This window comes from Nonomuraea antri (assembly GCF_013283785.1).
In the GTDB taxonomy this organism is placed as follows: domain Bacteria; phylum Actinomycetota; class Actinomycetes; order Streptosporangiales; family Streptosporangiaceae; genus Nonomuraea; species Nonomuraea antri.
Genome location: NZ_JABCPZ010000093.1, coordinates 1 through 15,886, shown reverse-complemented (window position 1 = coordinate 15,886; position 15,886 = coordinate 1). Strand labels below are relative to the sequence as shown.

14 protein-coding genes are annotated in these 15,886 nt (G+C 71.6%); 6 read left to right on the top strand and 8 right to left on the bottom strand.

Going from position 1 to position 15,886, the window contains the following annotated elements; translation table 11 throughout:
• Positions 1 to 22: 22 nt before the first annotated feature.
• Both HII36_RS27655 and HII36_RS27650 read right to left on the bottom strand, forming a co-directional pair.
• A complete protein-coding gene (locus tag HII36_RS27655; RefSeq protein WP_328807920.1) occupies positions 23 to 910 on the bottom strand; it encodes a carbohydrate ABC transporter permease in 888 nt (295 codons plus the stop codon).
• Positions 897 to 1,916, bottom strand: coding sequence for an ABC transporter permease (locus HII36_RS27650; RefSeq protein ID WP_217370039.1), 1,020 nt, complete (start codon positions 1,914 to 1,916; stop codon positions 897 to 899). Before HII36_RS27650 ends, HII36_RS27655 begins: the two co-directional genes overlap by 14 nt.
• Positions 1,917 to 2,104: 188 nt before the next feature.
• Here HII36_RS27650 and HII36_RS27645 point away from each other — a divergent pair, with 188 nt between their 5' ends.
• The 5 genes from HII36_RS27645 to HII36_RS27625 all read left to right on the top strand — a co-directional run bounded on the left by HII36_RS27645 (position 2,105) and on the right by HII36_RS27625 (position 9,796).
• On the top strand, positions 2,105 to 3,124 hold the full coding sequence (locus tag HII36_RS27645; protein WP_217370038.1) for a hydroxyacid dehydrogenase: 1,020 nt from the start codon (positions 2,105 to 2,107) through the stop codon (positions 3,122 to 3,124).
• Positions 3,125 to 3,150: 26 nt separating this feature from the next.
• Positions 3,151 to 4,206 (top strand): LacI family DNA-binding transcriptional regulator, encoded by a 1,056-nt coding sequence (locus tag HII36_RS27640; protein ID WP_217370037.1) that lies wholly within the window; start codon positions 3,151 to 3,153, stop codon positions 4,204 to 4,206.
• Between the two features lie 155 nt (positions 4,207 to 4,361).
• On the top strand, positions 4,362 to 5,672 hold the full coding sequence (locus HII36_RS27635; protein WP_173526182.1) for a M60 family metallopeptidase: 1,311 nt from the start codon (positions 4,362 to 4,364) through the stop codon (positions 5,670 to 5,672).
• A 36-nt stretch (positions 5,673 to 5,708) separates the two neighbouring features.
• Positions 5,709 to 7,931 (top strand): polysaccharide lyase 8 family protein, encoded by a 2,223-nt coding sequence (locus tag HII36_RS27630; protein WP_173526181.1) that lies wholly within the window; start codon positions 5,709 to 5,711, stop codon positions 7,929 to 7,931.
• Entirely contained in the window at positions 7,928 to 9,796 is a 1,869-nt protein-coding gene (locus HII36_RS27625; RefSeq protein WP_173526180.1) for a DUF2264 domain-containing protein, read from the top strand. Before HII36_RS27630 ends, HII36_RS27625 begins: the two co-directional genes overlap by 4 nt.
• Here the strand turns inward: HII36_RS27625 and HII36_RS27620 are convergent.
• The 6 genes from HII36_RS27620 to HII36_RS27595 all read right to left on the bottom strand — a co-directional run bounded on the left by HII36_RS27620 (position 9,769) and on the right by HII36_RS27595 (position 14,710).
• Positions 9,769 to 10,314 carry a DNA-3-methyladenine glycosylase I gene (locus HII36_RS27620; RefSeq protein ID WP_173526179.1) on the bottom strand — a complete coding sequence of 182 codons (546 nt, stop codon included), beginning with the start codon at positions 10,312 to 10,314 and terminating at the stop codon, positions 9,769 to 9,771. The genes HII36_RS27625 and HII36_RS27620 overlap by 28 nt on opposite strands.
• Positions 10,311 to 11,027 (bottom strand): hypothetical protein, encoded by a 717-nt coding sequence (locus tag HII36_RS27615; RefSeq protein ID WP_173526178.1) that lies wholly within the window; start codon positions 11,025 to 11,027, stop codon positions 10,311 to 10,313. Before HII36_RS27615 ends, HII36_RS27620 begins: the two co-directional genes overlap by 4 nt.
• 93 nt (positions 11,028 to 11,120) lie before the next feature.
• Complete coding sequence (locus HII36_RS27610; protein WP_328807919.1) at positions 11,121 to 11,705, bottom strand: LOG family protein; 585 nt, start codon at positions 11,703 to 11,705, stop codon at positions 11,121 to 11,123.
• 63 nt (positions 11,706 to 11,768) lie between these two features.
• Positions 11,769 to 12,566: an LOG family protein gene (locus tag HII36_RS27605; RefSeq protein ID WP_173526176.1), complete on the bottom strand. Its 798-nt coding sequence runs from the start codon at positions 12,564 to 12,566 to the stop codon at positions 11,769 to 11,771.
• Positions 12,567 to 12,815: 249 nt separating this feature from the next.
• Positions 12,816 to 13,877, bottom strand: coding sequence for a succinyl-diaminopimelate desuccinylase (gene dapE / locus HII36_RS27600; RefSeq protein ID WP_173526175.1), 1,062 nt, complete (start codon positions 13,875 to 13,877; stop codon positions 12,816 to 12,818).
• The gene (locus HII36_RS27595) at positions 13,877 to 14,710 is read right to left on the bottom strand and encodes a 2,3,4,5-tetrahydropyridine-2,6-dicarboxylate N-succinyltransferase (RefSeq protein ID WP_173526174.1); all 834 of its coding nucleotides are present in this window, start codon (positions 14,708 to 14,710) and stop codon (positions 13,877 to 13,879) included. Before HII36_RS27595 ends, dapE begins: the two co-directional genes overlap by 1 nt.
• A gap of 37 nt (positions 14,711 to 14,747) precedes the next feature.
• Here HII36_RS27595 and HII36_RS27590 point away from each other — a divergent pair, with 37 nt between their 5' ends.
• Complete coding sequence (locus tag HII36_RS27590; protein ID WP_328807918.1) at positions 14,748 to 15,623, top strand: hypothetical protein; 876 nt, start codon at positions 14,748 to 14,750, stop codon at positions 15,621 to 15,623.
• Positions 15,624 to 15,886 lie beyond the last annotated feature (263 nt).

The window sequence follows — 15,886 nt, the reverse complement described above, 5'->3', positions numbered from 1 at the left end:
CGATCTTCCTTCGGGTGGGGGGTCAGCCCTTGACGGCGCCGGTGAGCACGCCCTTGGTGAAGTAGCGCTGGAGGAACGGATAGACGAGGAGAATCGGGACGACGGCGACGACGAGCACGGCCATCTGGATGGCCTGGACCGGCGCGGGGGCCTCGGCGCCGCCCAGCGATTCCAGGGCCCGGCCCTGCAGCACGAACGTGCGCAGCACCATGGGCAGCGGCCACTTCTCCTCGTCGTTGAGGTAGAGCAGGGCGTCGAAGAAGGAGTTCCAGTAGGAGACGGCGTAGAACAGGGCGATCACCGCGAGCACCGCCTTCGACAGCGGCAGCACGATGCGCACCAGGATCCGCAGGTCGCCGGCGCCGTCCATGCGGGCGCTCTCCAGCAGCTCGCCCGGCAGGCTCATGAAGAACGACCTGAGCACGACCAGGTTGAACGCGCTGACCAGGCTGGGCAGCACCAGCGAGGCGAACGTGTCGATCAGCCCGAGCTGCGAGGCCAGCAGGAAGTTGGCGATGATGCCCGGGTTGAACAGCATGGTGAACAGCGCGATCAGCAGGATCCACCGGGAGCCGGTGACCTCGCGCCTGCTCAGCCCGTAGGCCAGCGCGATGGTCGCGGCCACGCTGCCGAGCGTGCCGACCCCGGTGACCAGCACGCTCACCAGCAGCGCCCTGGTCACCGTGCCGCCGTCGAAGATGGCCCGGTAGGCGTCGAGGCTGGGCGAGTCGGGCAGCAGCACGAACCCGCCGCTGGTGGCGATCTGGGTCTCCGCGGCCAGGCTGGTGCCGACCGCGCCGACGAACGGGTAGATCACCATCAGCGTGATCGCGACCAGGACGGCCGCCTTGACCGCGAGCCCGATCCTGCTGGGCCGCTCCATCCACGCCGGGCGGTCACTTGGCCGCACTGCGGTACACCCCCTCGTGGCCGAGCATGTGCGCGAACTTGTTGGCGCCGATGACGAGGACCGCGCCGACGACCGCCTTGAACAGGCCGACCGCGGCGGCGGCGCCCCACTGGCCGCTGCGGATGCCGTTGAAGTAGATGTAGGTGTCGAGCACCTCGCCCGCCTCGGGGCCGACGGCGTCGCGCTGCAGCAGGATCTGCTCGAAGCCGACCGACAGGATGCTGCCGAGCTTGAGTATGAGCAGCAGCACGATGATCGGCGTGATGCCGGGCAGCGTGACGTGCCAGAGCCGGCGCCAGCGGCCCGCGCCGTCCATGGCTGCGGCCTCGTACAGCTCAGGTCTGATCGAGACCAGCGCGGCCAGGAAGATGATCGCGCCCCAGCCGGCGTCCTTCCACAACACCTGCAGGGTGACCAGCAGCGGGAACACGTCCGGGTCGGTCATCATGTCGTAGCGCGGCAGGCCGGCGTCGGCCAGCAGGCCGGGCAGCACGCCCGCGCCGCCGAGCACCTGCTGGAAGATCGACACGATGATCACCCAGCCGATGAAGTGCGGCAGGTACACCACGCTCTGCACGAATTTGCGGGTCCGCTCGCCCATCACGCTGTGCAGCAGCAGCGCCAGCCCGATCGTGGCGGGGAAGAAGATCACCAGCTGGGTGAGCGTGATCTGCACGGTGTTCACCACGGAGTTCCAGAACCCGGGGTCGCCGAACACGGTCGCGAAGTTCCGCAGGCCCACCCAGGCGCTGTTCAGGTAGCCGAGGTAGGGCTGGTAGTCCTGGAACGCGGTGACGTAGCTGAGCAGCGGCACATAGTGGAACACCAGGAAATACAGCAGGCCGGGCAGCGCCAGCAGGAGCATGACGCGGTCCCGCCAGATCCGCCGCCACAGCGGCAGCCGCCGCGGTGGGGCGGGTGGACTGGTCTTTCGCGGCTCCGCCACGGCTGCCTGCGGCGTGACCTGCCGCAACGCCGTCGAGCCGCTGTCAGGGGGATTCGCCATACTTGGTCCTTCCGATTGGCGAGACCGTAGTAAGCGCTTTCCAATCCGTCAAGACCCATCTCTCGCCGCGCTCCCCCGGACCTGGCGTTTGCGCTTGACGTTGCCGCTGATTACGCCTAGCGTGCCGCCACAGCGCGTAGAACGCGCTTTCTATCGGGGAGTGGCATGTGGGCAAGGAGAGTGCGCTGATGGAGTCCCCTGAGGCGCGACTCAAACCGCGCGCGGTCCTGGTCATGGGGCCGGGCGTGCGCGAGGAGGTCTTCGCCGCCGACGGCTGGGCCCGGCTGGCCGAACTGGCCGATCTGCACGACGACGTGCTCCACGAGCTCGGCTCCCCCGCCGCCGTCCGCGCGCTGGCCGGCGCCGAGGTGCTGGTGACCGGGTGGGGCTGTCCGAGGCTGGGGGCCGAGCTGCCCGACCTGGCGCCCCGGCTGCGCCTGATCGCGCACGCGGCCGGCACGGTCAAGACCTTCCTCGACCCGGCCGTGCTGCGCCGGGGCGTGCGGGTGTCGAGCGCGGCCGACGCCAACGCGGTGCCCGTCGCGGAGTTCACGTTCGCGGCCATCGTGTTCGGGGCCAAGCGGGCCTTCACGCTGGCGCACCGCTACCGCGAGCATGGCACGAAACGCGATTTCTCCGGCATGCCGTGGCTGGGCACGCATCGCATCACGGTCGGCGTCGTCGGGCTGTCGCGCATCGGCCGTCGGGTCGCCGGGCTGCTGCGCTCGCTGGAGGCCGAGGTGCTGGTCTACGACCCGTACGTGGCGCAGGACGAGGTGGCCGCGCTCGGCGGCACCAGCGTGGACCTCGACACACTGGTGCGCCGCTCGCACGTGGTGACCCTGCACGCGCCCGACACCCCGGAGACGTACCGCATGCTCGACAAGCGGCGCCTGGCGAGGCTGCGCGACGGCGCGGTGGTGATCAACACCGGCCGCGGCTCGCTCATCGACCCCGACGCGCTGCTGGCCGAGCTGACGAGCGGCAGGCTGGACGCGATACTCGACGTGAGCGACCCCGAGCCGCTGCCGCCAGGACACCCCCTGTTCAGCCTGCCGAACGTGTTCCTCACCCCGCATCTGGCCGGCGCGCAGGGCAACGAGCTGGCCAGGCTGGCCAGGTCCGCGCTCGACGAGGTGGCCAGGTACCGTGCCGGGCTGCCGCTGCGCCACGAGATCCGCGCCGACGAGCTCGATCGGATGGCATGATCACCACACGTGGAGAGGGAGTGCCAGTGACCGAGATCAGCTCGGCGACGATCGCCGACGTGGCCAGGCTGGCCGGCGTCTCCAGCGCGACCGTCTCCCGCGTCATCAACCGCAACTACCCGGTCGCCGCGGCCACCAGGGAGCGGGTGGAGTCGGCCATCACCGAGCTGGGCTACGTGGCCAACGCGCACGCCCGCGCCCTGGCCGGCACCACCAACAGGACCGTCGGGATCATCATCAACGACCTGGTCGACCCGTTCTACGCCTACATCTCGCGCGGCGTCGAGCGCGAGTCGACCGCGCTGGGCCGGCTGTGCATGGTCTGCTGCACCCAGGGCGGCCCCGAGCAGGAGCTGGCGCTCATCGACCTGCTGCACGAGCAGCGCGCCGACGCGGTGATCCTGGTGGGCGGGGCCTACGAGGACCGCGCCTACGCCGCCCAGGTGAGCAGGCGGGCGCGGGCGCTGCACGCCAGCGGGTCCACGCTGGTGCTGTGCGGACGCCCGTCGCTGGGCGACGACGTGCCGACCAAGGTCGTCGAGTACGACAACGAGGGCGGCGCGTTCTCGGTCACCGACTACCTGATCAACCAGGGGCACCGGCGGATCCTGTTCCTCGGCGGCCCGGCCATGTTGTCCACCACCATCGCCAGGGTGGCCGGGCACCGGCGGGCGCTGGAGCTGCGCGGGCTGCCCTACGAGCGGGAGCTGGTGCGCAACGGGCCGCTGAGCCGCAGGTTCGGCTACGAGGGGATCCGCGCGGCGCTGGCTGACGGTTTGGACTTCACGGCCGTCTTCGCGGCCAACGACACGGTGGCGGCCGGCGTGATGCAGGCGTTCGAGCAGGCCGGGATCTCGGTGCCCGGCGACATCTCGGTGGCCGGCTACGACGACGTGCCGATCGCGCAGGAGCTGCGACCCAGGCTGACCACGGTGCGCATCCCGCTGGAGGAGATGGGGCGGCAGGCGGTGCGGCTGGCGCTCGGCTCGCCGGACGAGGACGACTACCTGGCCCCCGTGCAGACGACGGCCCGGGTCGGCACGACCATCGTGATCCGCGAATCGGTCGCCCCTCCTCGGTAGCAAGCGCTTACATGATCCACGTGCTCCGAGCTGTCTTCGGCATGCCTGGCGTGGCACTGAACAGGCGTAGAAAGCCATAGAAAGATCAGGAAAGCCTTGACCAGGGTTAGAAAGCGCTTTAATGCTCGCCATCAGACCCCCGCTAAGGAGAAGCCATGACCCGCACCCCCCTGTCCCGCCGCGGCTTCCTCGGCGCCACCGCGCTCGGCGCCGGCGCCGTCCTCATCGGCGCCGGCCCCGCGCACGCCGACCGGGCCCGTCACACGGTCGCGCTGCGCGCCAGGCCGGACGCCGAGAGCGAGCGGCTGCGCCTGCAGCAGGCGCTGCGCACCACCGACTTCAACTCCACCGGCGTCTACCTGCCCGCGGGCGCGACGCTGACCGTGCGGGTCGAGGCCGTCGACGGCGTGCTGCCCACCCTGTACGTCGGCGCCCCCGACACCCACCCCGACGTGACGTACAAGAACCCCAGGCGCCACCCGCTGACCGCCGGCCTCAACACGGTCGGCGACGCCGGCGGCGGCATGGTCTACCTGGCGCTCACCGGCGACGGCGAGCGCGCCAGGGTCAAGTTCCTGGACGGCGGCCGGCTCGTGCCCAGGTTCGTGCTCGGCGAGACGACGGAGTCCGACTTCCAGGCCCAGCTCGACGCCCGCGCCGACGTGCCGCAGGCCGAGCTGGTCTCGCCGCGCGGCATCGTCACCGTGACCAGGGAGGGCCTGCTGCTCTGGCGCGAGCAGGACCACGCGGCCCACCTGCGGCTGCTGGAGACCATCATCGACTCGCACGCCGCCATCTCCGGGCTGTCCGCGGCCGAGCGCTCGCCGCTGGGGTTCCACCTGGTCGAGGCACCCAGGATGCCGACCGGGGCGGGCGCGTACGCCACGCACGGCTGGACCGCCTACCCGCGCACCTACCTGGACCGGCTGCTCACCGTCGAGGGCCTGCGCACCCGGGGCTGGGGCGTCTACCACGAGCTGGGGCACCAGCATCAGCAGATGGCCTACAAGCCGACCGACCTGACCGAGGTCACGGTGAACGTCTACTCGCTGGCCGCCCAGCGCACGCTCGGCCAGCCGTCCAACCTCACCAAGCCGGACACCAAGACCGGGCTCACGCCGTACCAGAGCGCGCTGGCCAAGCTGCCCAGGCAGGGGCAGGACTACGTCAAGGCGTTCGGCGCGTTCGAGAAGCTGGTGCCGCTGCGCCAGCTCGAACTGGCCTTCGGCGACGGCTTCTGGCCCGAGCTGCACCGGCTGGTACGCGCGGAGAACCCGCCGTCCGACTGGACGGAGAGCGCCAAGCGGTGGGGTTACCTGGCGCTGTACACCTCGCGCACGTCGGGCAGGGACCTGACCGGCTTCTGGGCCCGGTGGGGAGCGCCGCTGACGGCCGAGTACCTGGCCCAGGTGGCCGCGCTCAACCTGCCCGCGCCGACCACCGACCCGAGCACGCTGAGCGAATGACCATGGGGGCGGCGCCTGAGGGGTACGGCTAGCGGCATGGACGACTTCGACGCCCTGCGCGCGACCGCCGTGACCCTGCTGACGGGCGCCGGTCCCGCGGGCTGGGACCATCCGGCGTGGACCGCCGCCACGGGCAGGCTGAGCGAGGCCGCGGCCGGGCACCTGGCCGCCATGGACCCGGTCACGCTCTGGCCCGACCTGCCTCTCGCCGCCGGGGCCGGGGCGGTCTGGGAGAGCTACCGCCGGCTGCGCCTGGCCGCCACCGCCTGGGCCACCCCGGGCGCCGCCCAGCACGACGACGACCGGGTGCTCGGCCGGCTGGTGTCCGCGCTCGACCTGCTGAACCGCGACCACTACCACGAGCGGCTGCCGGAGACCGGCAACTGGTGGTTCTGGGAGATCGGCTCGCCGGCCGAGCTGACCCGCGTGTGCGTGCTGCTCGGCGACCGGCTCTCGCCCGACCGGCGCGCGGCGTACCTGCGGGCGGTGGACCGGTTCTGCCCCGATCCCGATCGGCGTACCGGACATCCCGACGTCAGCGAGAGCGCGGCCAACCGCGCGGACAAGGCGTTCATCGTCGCGCTGCGCGGGGTGGCCGGGCGCGGCGCGGCCGAGCTGGCGCTGGCCAGGGACGCGCTGTCCGACACGCGCGACGGCGGCAGGCACAGCCTCTTCCGCTACGCCGCGACCGGCGATGGCTTCCACCGCGACGGCTCGTTCATCCAGCACGGCCACGTCGCCTACACCGGCTCGTACGGGGTGGTGCAGCTCGCCGCGGTCACGCAGGTCCTGGCGCTGCTGGCCGGCTCGCCGTGGCGGGTGAGCGATCCGGCGGCCGGCGTGGTGCTCGACTGGGTCGTGCGGTCGTTCGCGCCGTTCGTGCACGACGGGCTGATGATGGACGCGGTACGCGGCCGGGCGGTCACCCGCCGGTCCTCCGCCGACCACGTCATCGGGCACGAGGTGATCACGGCGGTGCTGCTGCTCGCGCGAGACGCCCCCGAGCCGCACCGGAGCGGGCTCAGGGCGCTGGCCAAGGGCTGGATGCTGCGTGACGAGCGGCACCCGTACCTGGAGCGGGCGCCGGCGGCCGCGGTGCGTGCGGCGGTCGAGGTGGCCGCCGACCCGGAGATCCCGGCCGCGCCCGGCCCCACCGGGCACTTCGTCTTCCCCGCCATGGACCGGGTGGTGCACCGGCGGCCCGGCTGGTCGTTCGCGATCAGCATGTCGTCGGCGCGTACGTCGGCCTACGAGGCGATCAACGGGGAGAACCTGCGCGGCTGGTACACCGGCGACGGCATGACCTACCTGTACCCGGGCGGCCCGGCCGGGTACGGCGACGACTTCTGGCCGACCGTGAACCCCTACCGGCTGCCCGGCACCACGGTGTGCACCGGGCCGCGGGAGGACCTGTCGTTCAGCGCGTACCGGCCGGTCAACGCCTGGGCGGGCGGCGCGGTGCTGGGCGGCAGGTACGGCGCGGCGGCGATGGAGCTGATCGGGCACGACGTGACACTGCGGGCGCGCAAGTCCTGGTTCTGCCTCGACACCGCGGTCATGGCCCTGGGCAGCGGCATCACCAGCTCCGACGGGCGCACGATCGAGACCGTGGTGGAGAACCGGATCAGCGCCGCCGACCCGTACCTGGGCGACGGCTGGGCGCACCTGGAGGGCGCCGGCGGCTACGTCTTCACCGGCGCGCGGACCATGGTCGAGACCCGCACGGGATGCTGGCGTGACGTCAACGCCGGCTTCGACACCGGCGGCACCACCGACCCGATCACCCGGCGCTACGTGACCTTCTGGTTCGATCACGGCGTGAACCCGGTCGACGCCGGCTACGCCTACGTGCTGCTGCCGAACGCCACCCGGGCCGAGACCGCCGCGTTCGCGCTGACCGCGCCGGTGCGGGTGCTGGCCAACACCGCCGAGGTCCAGGCCGTCGAGCACGAGGGCCTGGTCGCGGCCACGTTCTGGAGCGCGGGGACGGCCGGTCCGGTGTCCGCTGACGCGCCCTGCGCCGCGCTGGTGCGGCGCTCACCAGGCCGGCTGTCCGTGGCCGTCGCCGACCCGAGCAGGACGGTGGACACCGTCACGCTCACCCTCGGCCACCCGGTACGCGCGGTGGCCGGCGCCGACGACACCGTCACGGTCAAGACCGGCACGAATCCCACCGTCACCGTGAGACTGGCCGGGTCGCTCGGCCGCACGCACACGGCCGAACTCGACCTGGAACCCGAGCTGGAAGGTCAGGCATGACCCCTCCGTACCTGTCGCTGCCCCCGACCGACCGGGTGCTCTCCCCGCGTACCGGCTGGACCAGGGCGCACTGGGAGTCGTTCACCGACCACCTGCTCGACTCGGTGGTCCCCTACGCCTCGCCGGGGTTCGCCCAGTACCGGCTGCCCGGCCGGGCGAGCTGGTCGGGCGTGACGTTGGACGGGCTGGAGGGGTTCGCCAGGACGTTCCTGGCCGCGTCGTTCCGCATCGCGGGCGCGGAGGGACGGGCGCCCGAGGAGCTGATCTCGCGGTACGCGTCCGGGCTGGCCGCCGGCACCGACCCAGGCTCAGGCGAGGCGTGGCCGGCGCTGACCGACTGCTCGCAGCAGCTCGTGGAGGCCGCGGCCATCGCGGTCGGGCTGCACGAGAGCCGGCCGTGGTTGTGGGACCGGCTGCCCGACCAGGTGCGCGAGCGGGTGGTGGACTGGCTGGGCGGCTTCACCGGCAAGCGCACCTGGGACAACAACTGGATGTTGTTCCAGACGGTCACCGAGGAGTTCGTCAAGTCCGTGGGCGGGCCCTACGAGCAGGCCGAGATCGAGCGCGGGCTGGACAGGATCGAGGACTGGTACGCCGGCGACGGCTGGTACACCGACGGCGACGGGCGCAACTTCGACTACTACGGCGGCTGGGCGCTGCACTTCTATCCACTGCTGTGGACGCGGATGTCGGGTGACAAGGAGCGGGCCGAGGTGTACCGGCAGCGCCTCACCGACTTTCTCCAGACATATCAGCATTTCTTTGGGGCGGACGGCGCGCCGGTGCACCAGGGGCGGTCGCTCTGCTACCGGTTCGCCTCGCTCGCGCCGATCTGGATGGGCGCGCTGTTCGACGCCACGCCGCTCTCGCCCGGGCGTACCAGGCGGCTGGCCTCCGGCGTGGTGCGGCACTTCGCCGAACGCGGCGTGCCCGACCGGCGCGGGCTGCTCTCCCTGGGCTGGTACGACACGTTCCTGCCGGCCACCCAGCCGTACTCGGGGCCCGCGTCGCCGTACTGGGCCTCGAAGGGGCTGCTCGGGCTGCTGCTGCCGGCCGAGCACCCGGTGTGGACGGACAGGGAGGCGCCGCTGGCCGTCGAGGAGGGCGACGTGACGGCGGCGATCCCGGCGGCCGGGTTCCTGCTGCACGGCACCCGGCACGACGGCGTGATGCGGCTGCTCAACCACGGCAGCGACCACGGCGCGCCGCCGGACGATCCGCACTACGCCAAACTGGCCTACTCCTCGCGCACCGGTCCCGAGGCCGCCGAGCACGCCTGGGCCCGCGACGTGGACAACCACCTGGCCCTGCTCGGCCCCGGCGGCGTGCCGTCACGCAGGACCGCCGTCGAGCCGCTGGCCTGCGCCGGGGACACCGCCTCCTCGCGGTACGAGACGGCCGGAGGAGCGACGGTGACCAGCACGTCCGTGGTGCGGGGCGCGTGGGAGATCAGAGTCCACGAGATCACCGGCGCTACGGACGGCGGGGAGGCCCGTGAGGGCGGATACGCGGTCGCGGACGCCTCGCCGCCGGCCGTGGCCGCCGGGGTCGGGTGGGCGCTGGCCCGCCGCGCCGACGGTCTCACCTCGGCCGTGGTCGGCCTGCACGGGTGGCGGGAGTCCGGCGTCGAGCGCGATGTCGAGTCCAACGCGTTCGGCCCGCACTCGGCCGTCCCCTGCCTGCGGGCCGGCGAGCCGGGGCTGCACGTGTCGCTGGTGGTGTTGTCCGGCGACGCGGTGCACCCGGCGGCGTTGCGCGACGCCGTCACCGCCGAGGTCGCCGACGACAGCGTGACCGTGCGCTTCCCCGACGGCACGCGGGCGGTGGTGCCCCGGGCTCAGCGGGCCGGGCAGCTCGCGATGTGATCGTTGACCAGGCCGATGGCCTGCATCAGCGCGTACGCCGTGGTCGGGCCGACGAACGAGAACCCGTGCTTCTTCAGCTCCTTGGCCAGCGCCTTCGAGCCGGGGGTGATGGCCGGGACGTCGGCCATCGTCGCGGGCACCGGCGCGCCAGGCTCGGCGAAGCGCCACACCAGCTCCGACAGCCCGCCGGGCACGTCGAGCGCCGCCTTGGCGTTGTGCAGCGTGGCCAGCACCTTGGCCCGGTTCCTGACGATTCCGGGGTCGGCGAGCAGGCGTTCCACGTCGTTCTCGTCGTACGCGGCGATCTTCTCGATCGAGAACCCGTCGAAGGCGGCGCGGAAGTTCTCCCGCTTGCGCAGGATCGTCAGCCACGACAGCCCCGACTGGAATGCCTCCAGCGTGACCCGCTCGAAGACCAGGTCGTCGCCCCTGACCGGGCGGCCCCACTCCTCGTCGTGGTAGCGCAGGTACATCGGATCCGTCATGCCCGCCCAACTGCAGCGGATGACCTCGGTCACGCCTTCTCGTCCCCGTCCTTGCCCAGCGCGGCGCGCACGGGCTCCTCATCGCGTTCCTCGTCACGATTCTCGTCGGGGGTGGCGGGCGCGTGCTGGCCGTTTTCGGACGCCGTTTCCGATTCGTCGACGTCGGACTCGGCCTTGACCTCGGTCTCGGTTTCTGCCTCGACGTCCGCTTCGACCGGCTCCGGCTCGTCCGCGGGCTCGGGCTCGTCGTGGGTGGTGTGCCAGGCGGCGGGCGCGGTGGGGCGGCGGACGATGCCCTCGGCGTCCCAGTCGACGCCGGCCCCGCTCGTCTCCACCGGGTCGCCCGACTCCGGCAGCTCGCGCGGCTCGGCCGGCGCCTCGGGCCGGTGCTCGGTGACCGGCCCCGCGCCCGGCGCGGCGTAGACCTCCTGGCGGGCGTGCAGCCGGCTCGACAGCAGCTCGGAGACGCGCTGCTCCAGCACGGCGATCCTGGTGTCGCGCTCGCTGATGGCGGTCGCGGCCCTGCGCAGGGTCTCATCGACGCTCTGCGTGTGGTAACCGACCAGGTTGACCGGAAGTTGCAGCGCCATGAAGTCGACCGCCGAGAGCCGCCCGGCCTCGGGCAGGTCGAGCGGCGGCACGTCCGGCGGGAACTCGCCCAGCTCACCGCCCCTGCCCAGGGAGACCAGGACGACGCAGGCCAAGATGGCGATCGCGGCGATGACGAGTATGACCAGGACCAGCACATTGGCATCGTACTCATATGGTGGAGCGCGTTCAGCGATCCGCCATAAGTGGCGCAATCCGTACGTACCCCCGGAACCCGGACACCGGTCGCCTCAGCCGACGGCCTCGCCCAGTTCCTCCGCGCTGGGACGAACCGGCTTGGGCCGGGCTTCGAGATGATCCATGGCCTCGGGCACCGACCGGGTCCAGGAGATCGCGTCGAAGACGTCGGCCCGGGTGAAACCCTGCGCGTGCATGCCGACGACCAGCTCGCGCAGCGGGTCGTACAGGCCCCACGGGTCGAGGATCACCAGCGGGCGGTCGTGGATGCCGAGCACCCTGGCCGTCCAGATCTCGAACAGCTCCTCCAGCGTGCCGATGCCGCCGGGCAGCACCAGGAAGGCGTCGGACCTGGCGTCCATCACGCCCTTGCGCTCGCGCATGTCGGCGGTGATGACCAGCTCGTCCGAGTCCGTGTCGGCCACCTCGATGTCCACCAGCACCTGCGGGATGACGCCGACCGTCCGGCCGCCCGCGGCGCGGGCGGCCGAGGTGACCGCACCCATGCAGCCGACCGTGGCGCCGCCGCTGACCAGCGTGTGCCCGCGTGCGGCGAGCTCGGTGCCGACCTCCGCCGCGAGATCGAGGTGCTTGTTGTCGATGGTCTGGCTGGAAGCGCAGAAGACACAGATGTTCACGGCAGTGCAGCCTATTGGGGCCGCCGGCGGCATCGGCTCATCGGGCCGCCGGCGCCGCCGGGGCTACTGCGGTTCGGCGGTCTGGGCGTCGGCCGACTCCCGCTCGTCCTGGCGCTGCTTGGATCGGGCCCGGTCGGAGTCGGCGATGATGCGCACGGCCTCGTTCACGTCGTCGGTGACCTTGATCAGATCGAGGTCCTGAGGGGCGATCTTGCCAGTGCCGAGCAGGGTGCCCTTGATCCAGTCGAGCAGGCCGCCCCAGAACTCGCTGCCCATGAGCACCACGGGGAAGGACGTGACCTTGTGCGTCTGCACCAGCGTCAGGGCCTCGAACAGCTCGTCCAGCGTGCCGAACCCGCCGGGCAGCGCGATGAAGCCGCACGAGTACTTCACGAACATGGTCTTGCGCACGAAGAAGTAGCGGAACTCGATGCCCAGGTCCACGTAGTCGTTCATGCGCTGCTCAAACGGCAGCTCGATGCCCAGCCCGACCGAGACCGCCCCGTCGACCTCGACCGTGCCCCGGTTGGCCGCCTCCATGACGCCGGGCCCGCCGCCGGTGATCACCGCGTAGCCCGCCTCGGCCAGCGCCCGGCCCAGCTCGTGCCCCATCCGGTAGTCGGGAGAGTCTTCCCTGGTGCGGGCCGAGCCGAACACCGTGACGGCCGGCGGCAGCTCGGCGAGCTGGCCGAAGCCCTCCACGAACTCCGCCTGGATGCGCAGCACCCGCCACGGATCCATGTGCACCCAGTCGGCGGGACCCTGACGGTCGAGCAGCCGCTGGTCATGGGTGGAGTCGGGAACGAGGCTGCCCCGGACCACGGCCTGACCCTGCCGCCGCTCACGACGAATCTTGTTCATATGGATCACGCTAACCCTTCTGACGGCCGGACACGCGCTTGCCGCTACCCGCGGGCCGATGGAGAATCCCGGTGGGCACGGCCCCATGGGCGGCCCCAGACCGGCCCCAGACCGGCCTCGAAAGAATCTTGAAAAAGTTCCTGGAAATCTGGGAACCGAATTTCGCGGACCCTGCGTCTAATCGGCGAGGGTGCTGCTCGGGACTGAAAGTGGCTTTCCCCGCCAAATGGCCGGCGAGGAAAGCCACTTTCACGTTGTGAGCCAGTCGCGCATCGCCCGCTCGCCGTCCACGATCTTCGACAGGGTGACGTATTCCCCCTGCTGGTGGGCCAGATTCGGGTCTCCGGGGCCGTAGTTCACGGCGGGAATGCCCAGCTCGGCGAAGCGGGCCACGTCCGTCCAGCCGAGTTTCGCGCGGGGCGTGCCGCCCACCGCGGCGGTGAACGCGGCCGCCACCGGATGCGTGAGCCCGGGGCGCGCGGCCGGCGCCGCGTCCACGAACGCCACCTCGAATCCGGCGAACACCTCGTGCACGTGCTCCTGCGCCTCCGCCACCGTCTGGTCGGGCGCGAAACGGTAGTTGACCGTGACCACGGCCTCGTCCGGGATGACGTTGCCTGCCACGCCGCCGCGCACGCCGACCGCGTTGAGCCCTTCGCGGTACTCCAGGCCGTCCACGACCGGGCGGCGTTCCTCGTAGGCGTTGAGAATGGTCAGGATCGGCTCGACGGCGTGAATGGCGTTCACCCCGAACCACGACCTGGCGCTGTGCGCGCGCTTGCCGGTCACCCTGATCTCGGCGCGCAGCGTGCCCTGGCAGCCGCCCTCGATCACGCCGTCGGTCGGCTCCATCAGCACCGCGAAGTCGGCCGCCAGCCATTCCGGGTGCTCGCGGGCGACCCGGTTCAGCCCGTTGCGCTCGGCCTCGACCTCTTCGCAGTCGTAGAAGACGTACGTGACGTCCTTGGTTGGCGCGGCGATCGTGGCCGCCAGCCGCAGCGCGACCGCCACCCCCGCCTTCATGTCGGACGTGCCGCACCCGTACAGCAGGTCGCCCTCGACCCGGCTGGGCAGGTTCGCGGCCACCGGGACCGTGTCGAGGTGCCCGGCGATCAGGACCCGCTGCCCCAGCCCCAGCTCGGTGCGGGCGACGACCGTCTCGCCCGACCGCTCCACCTTCAGATGCGGGTACGCGGCCAGCGCCCGCTCGACCGCGTCGGCCAGCGTCCGCTCGTTCCCGCTCACCGACTCGATGTCCACCACGGCCGCGGTCAGCGTCCGTACGTCCTGCGTCAGGTCCAGGTCCAGCATCAGGTGTTCACTCCGTGTTCGCGCAGCACCTCGTTGAGCGCCGCCTTGTCGTGCCGCCGTCCCGGCTCCAGGTGTCTGAGCACCAGTACGCAGGGCAGTCCGAACGTGCCACCGGGGAACTCCTTCTGCCTGGTGGCGCCGACGGCCACGCACCAGTCGGGCACGCGTCCCCTGCTCAGCTCCTGGCCGGTCTGCGCGTCGATCACCGGGATCGACCCGGACAGGATCGTCCCCGCGCCCACGACCGCGCCCCTGCCCACGCGGGCACTTTCCACGATCATGGAACGACTGCCGATGTACGCCTCGTCCTCGATCACGACCGGGGCCGCGTTCGGCGGTTCGAGCACGCCGCCGATGCCCACGCCGCCCGACAGGTGCACGTTCTTACCGATCTGGGCGCAGGATCCGACCGTGGACCAGGTGTCGAGCATGGTGCCCGAGTCGACGTACGCGCCGATGTTCGTGAACGACGGCATCAGCACCACCCCGGGCGCCAGATAGGAGCCCCAGCGCGCGATCGCGCCCGGCACCACGCGCACGCCGTCGAACGAGCTCTTCAGGGGCACCAGGTCGTGGTGCTGAAAATCGCCCACCTGCGACCTGGCCATGCCGAGCACCTTGAAGCAGAGCAGGATGGCGCGTTTGGCGCGTTCGTCCACCACCACGTCGTCGCCCTCGACCCAGGCCACCCTGGCCTTGCCCTGGTCGATCAGGTCGACCGCGTGCACCACCAGATGGCGCGCCTCGGTGTCGGCCGGCGAGAGCTCGCTCCGGCGTTCCCACAACTCGTCCACCGCCGCCGGGAGCGGTGACGAGGTGCGCACGTGACTCATGGCCACGGAGCCTATAGGGCCGGGTAGGTTTTTCAGGGTGCGGCTACGCTTCTCCCGTGGTGTCATCACCATCGCGATCATCGTCGTCGTGCTCGCCGTGGGCGTTTCCGCGGGCATCTACTTCCTGCTGAAGAAGGTGCCCCAGCCGCTGGCCGAGCGCGAGCCCCGGTGCGTCGTCACCACGCCCGGCGGCAGCCGCGACCTCGAACTCGAACAGGCTCAGATCGCGGCCACCATCGCCGCCGTCGCCACCCGCCGCAAGCTGCCGGAACGGGCCCTGATCATCGCGTACGCGACGGCGATCCAGGAGTCGAAGATCAAGAACCTCGACTACGGCGACCGCGACTCGGTCGGGGTGTTCCAGCAGCGCGAATCGCAGGGCTGGGGGTCGAAGAAGCAGATCATGGACCCGGTCTACGCCACGAACAAGTTCTTCGCCGCGCTGGAGAAGGTGAAGAACTACCGCAAGCTGCCCGTGGCCGAGGCCGCCCAGGCGGTGCAGCGTTCCGCCGGCGGCTACGCGTACGCCCCGCACGAGGACGACGCCAAGATCCTCGCCCAGGCGTTCACCGGGCGCGTGCCGAAGGCCGTCCAGTGCTGGTACCCGCCCGGCTCGAACCGGACGCCCGGCCCGAAGGGCGGCTCGGGCGACCAGGCCGACTCGGCGGACCAGGTCGTCGCGGCGAAGCCGGCCGAACTGGCCGCCGGGCGCCGGCAACTGACGCGGGAGCTGGGCAGCACGGCGATCACCGGCAAGCGGCGGGGCTGGCTGATCGCCGCCTGGTGGGTCGCGCACGCGGAGAAGTACGGGCTGCGGCAGGTCGGATACGCCGGCGCAACCTGGACGAACGACGTGGAACTCGCGGGCTGGAAGCCCGGCGGGTCGAACGAGACCAAGATCGACCTCACCTGAGCCCCAAGCCCGGGCAGGCGTTCTCCCAACGGCCGGTGGCAGGAGGCCGAGCAACCGGTGACGGCAGGCCGCCCTGCCGGGCGGCCGGGTGACAGCGGGCCGGGCAGGCGTTCTCCGAGCGGCCAGTGCCAGGAGGCCGAGCAACCGATGACGACAGGCCACCTGCCGGGCGGTCGGTGGCAGCAGGCGCGCGGCCGATGACGGCAGGCCGTGTGCCGGGCGGCCGGGGTCACCAGGTGGGGCCGGGGTCACCAGGTGGGGCC

Bases quoted from the DNA above. Each gene is read 5' to 3' on its own strand.
- HII36_RS27650 (WP_217370039.1), bottom strand. From the start codon at position 1,916: ATGGCGAATCCCCCTGACAGCGGCTCGACGGCGTTGCGGCAGGTCACG.
- HII36_RS27645 (WP_217370038.1), top strand. From the start codon at position 2,105: ATGGAGTCCCCTGAGGCGCGACTCAAACCGCGCGCGGTCCTGGTCATG.
- HII36_RS27635 (WP_173526182.1), top strand. From the start codon at position 4,362: ATGACCCGCACCCCCCTGTCCCGCCGCGGCTTCCTCGGCGCCACCGCG.
- HII36_RS27630 (WP_173526181.1), top strand. From the start codon at position 5,709: ATGGACGACTTCGACGCCCTGCGCGCGACCGCCGTGACCCTGCTGACG.
- HII36_RS27625 (WP_173526180.1), top strand. From the start codon at position 7,928: ATGACCCCTCCGTACCTGTCGCTGCCCCCGACCGACCGGGTGCTCTCC.
- HII36_RS27605 (WP_173526176.1), bottom strand. From the start codon at position 12,566: ATGAACAAGATTCGTCGTGAGCGGCGGCAGGGTCAGGCCGTGGTCCGG.
- dapE (WP_173526175.1), bottom strand. From the start codon at position 13,877: ATGCTGGACCTGGACCTGACGCAGGACGTACGGACGCTGACCGCGGCC.
- HII36_RS27595 (WP_173526174.1), bottom strand. From the start codon at position 14,710: ATGAGTCACGTGCGCACCTCGTCACCGCTCCCGGCGGCGGTGGACGAG.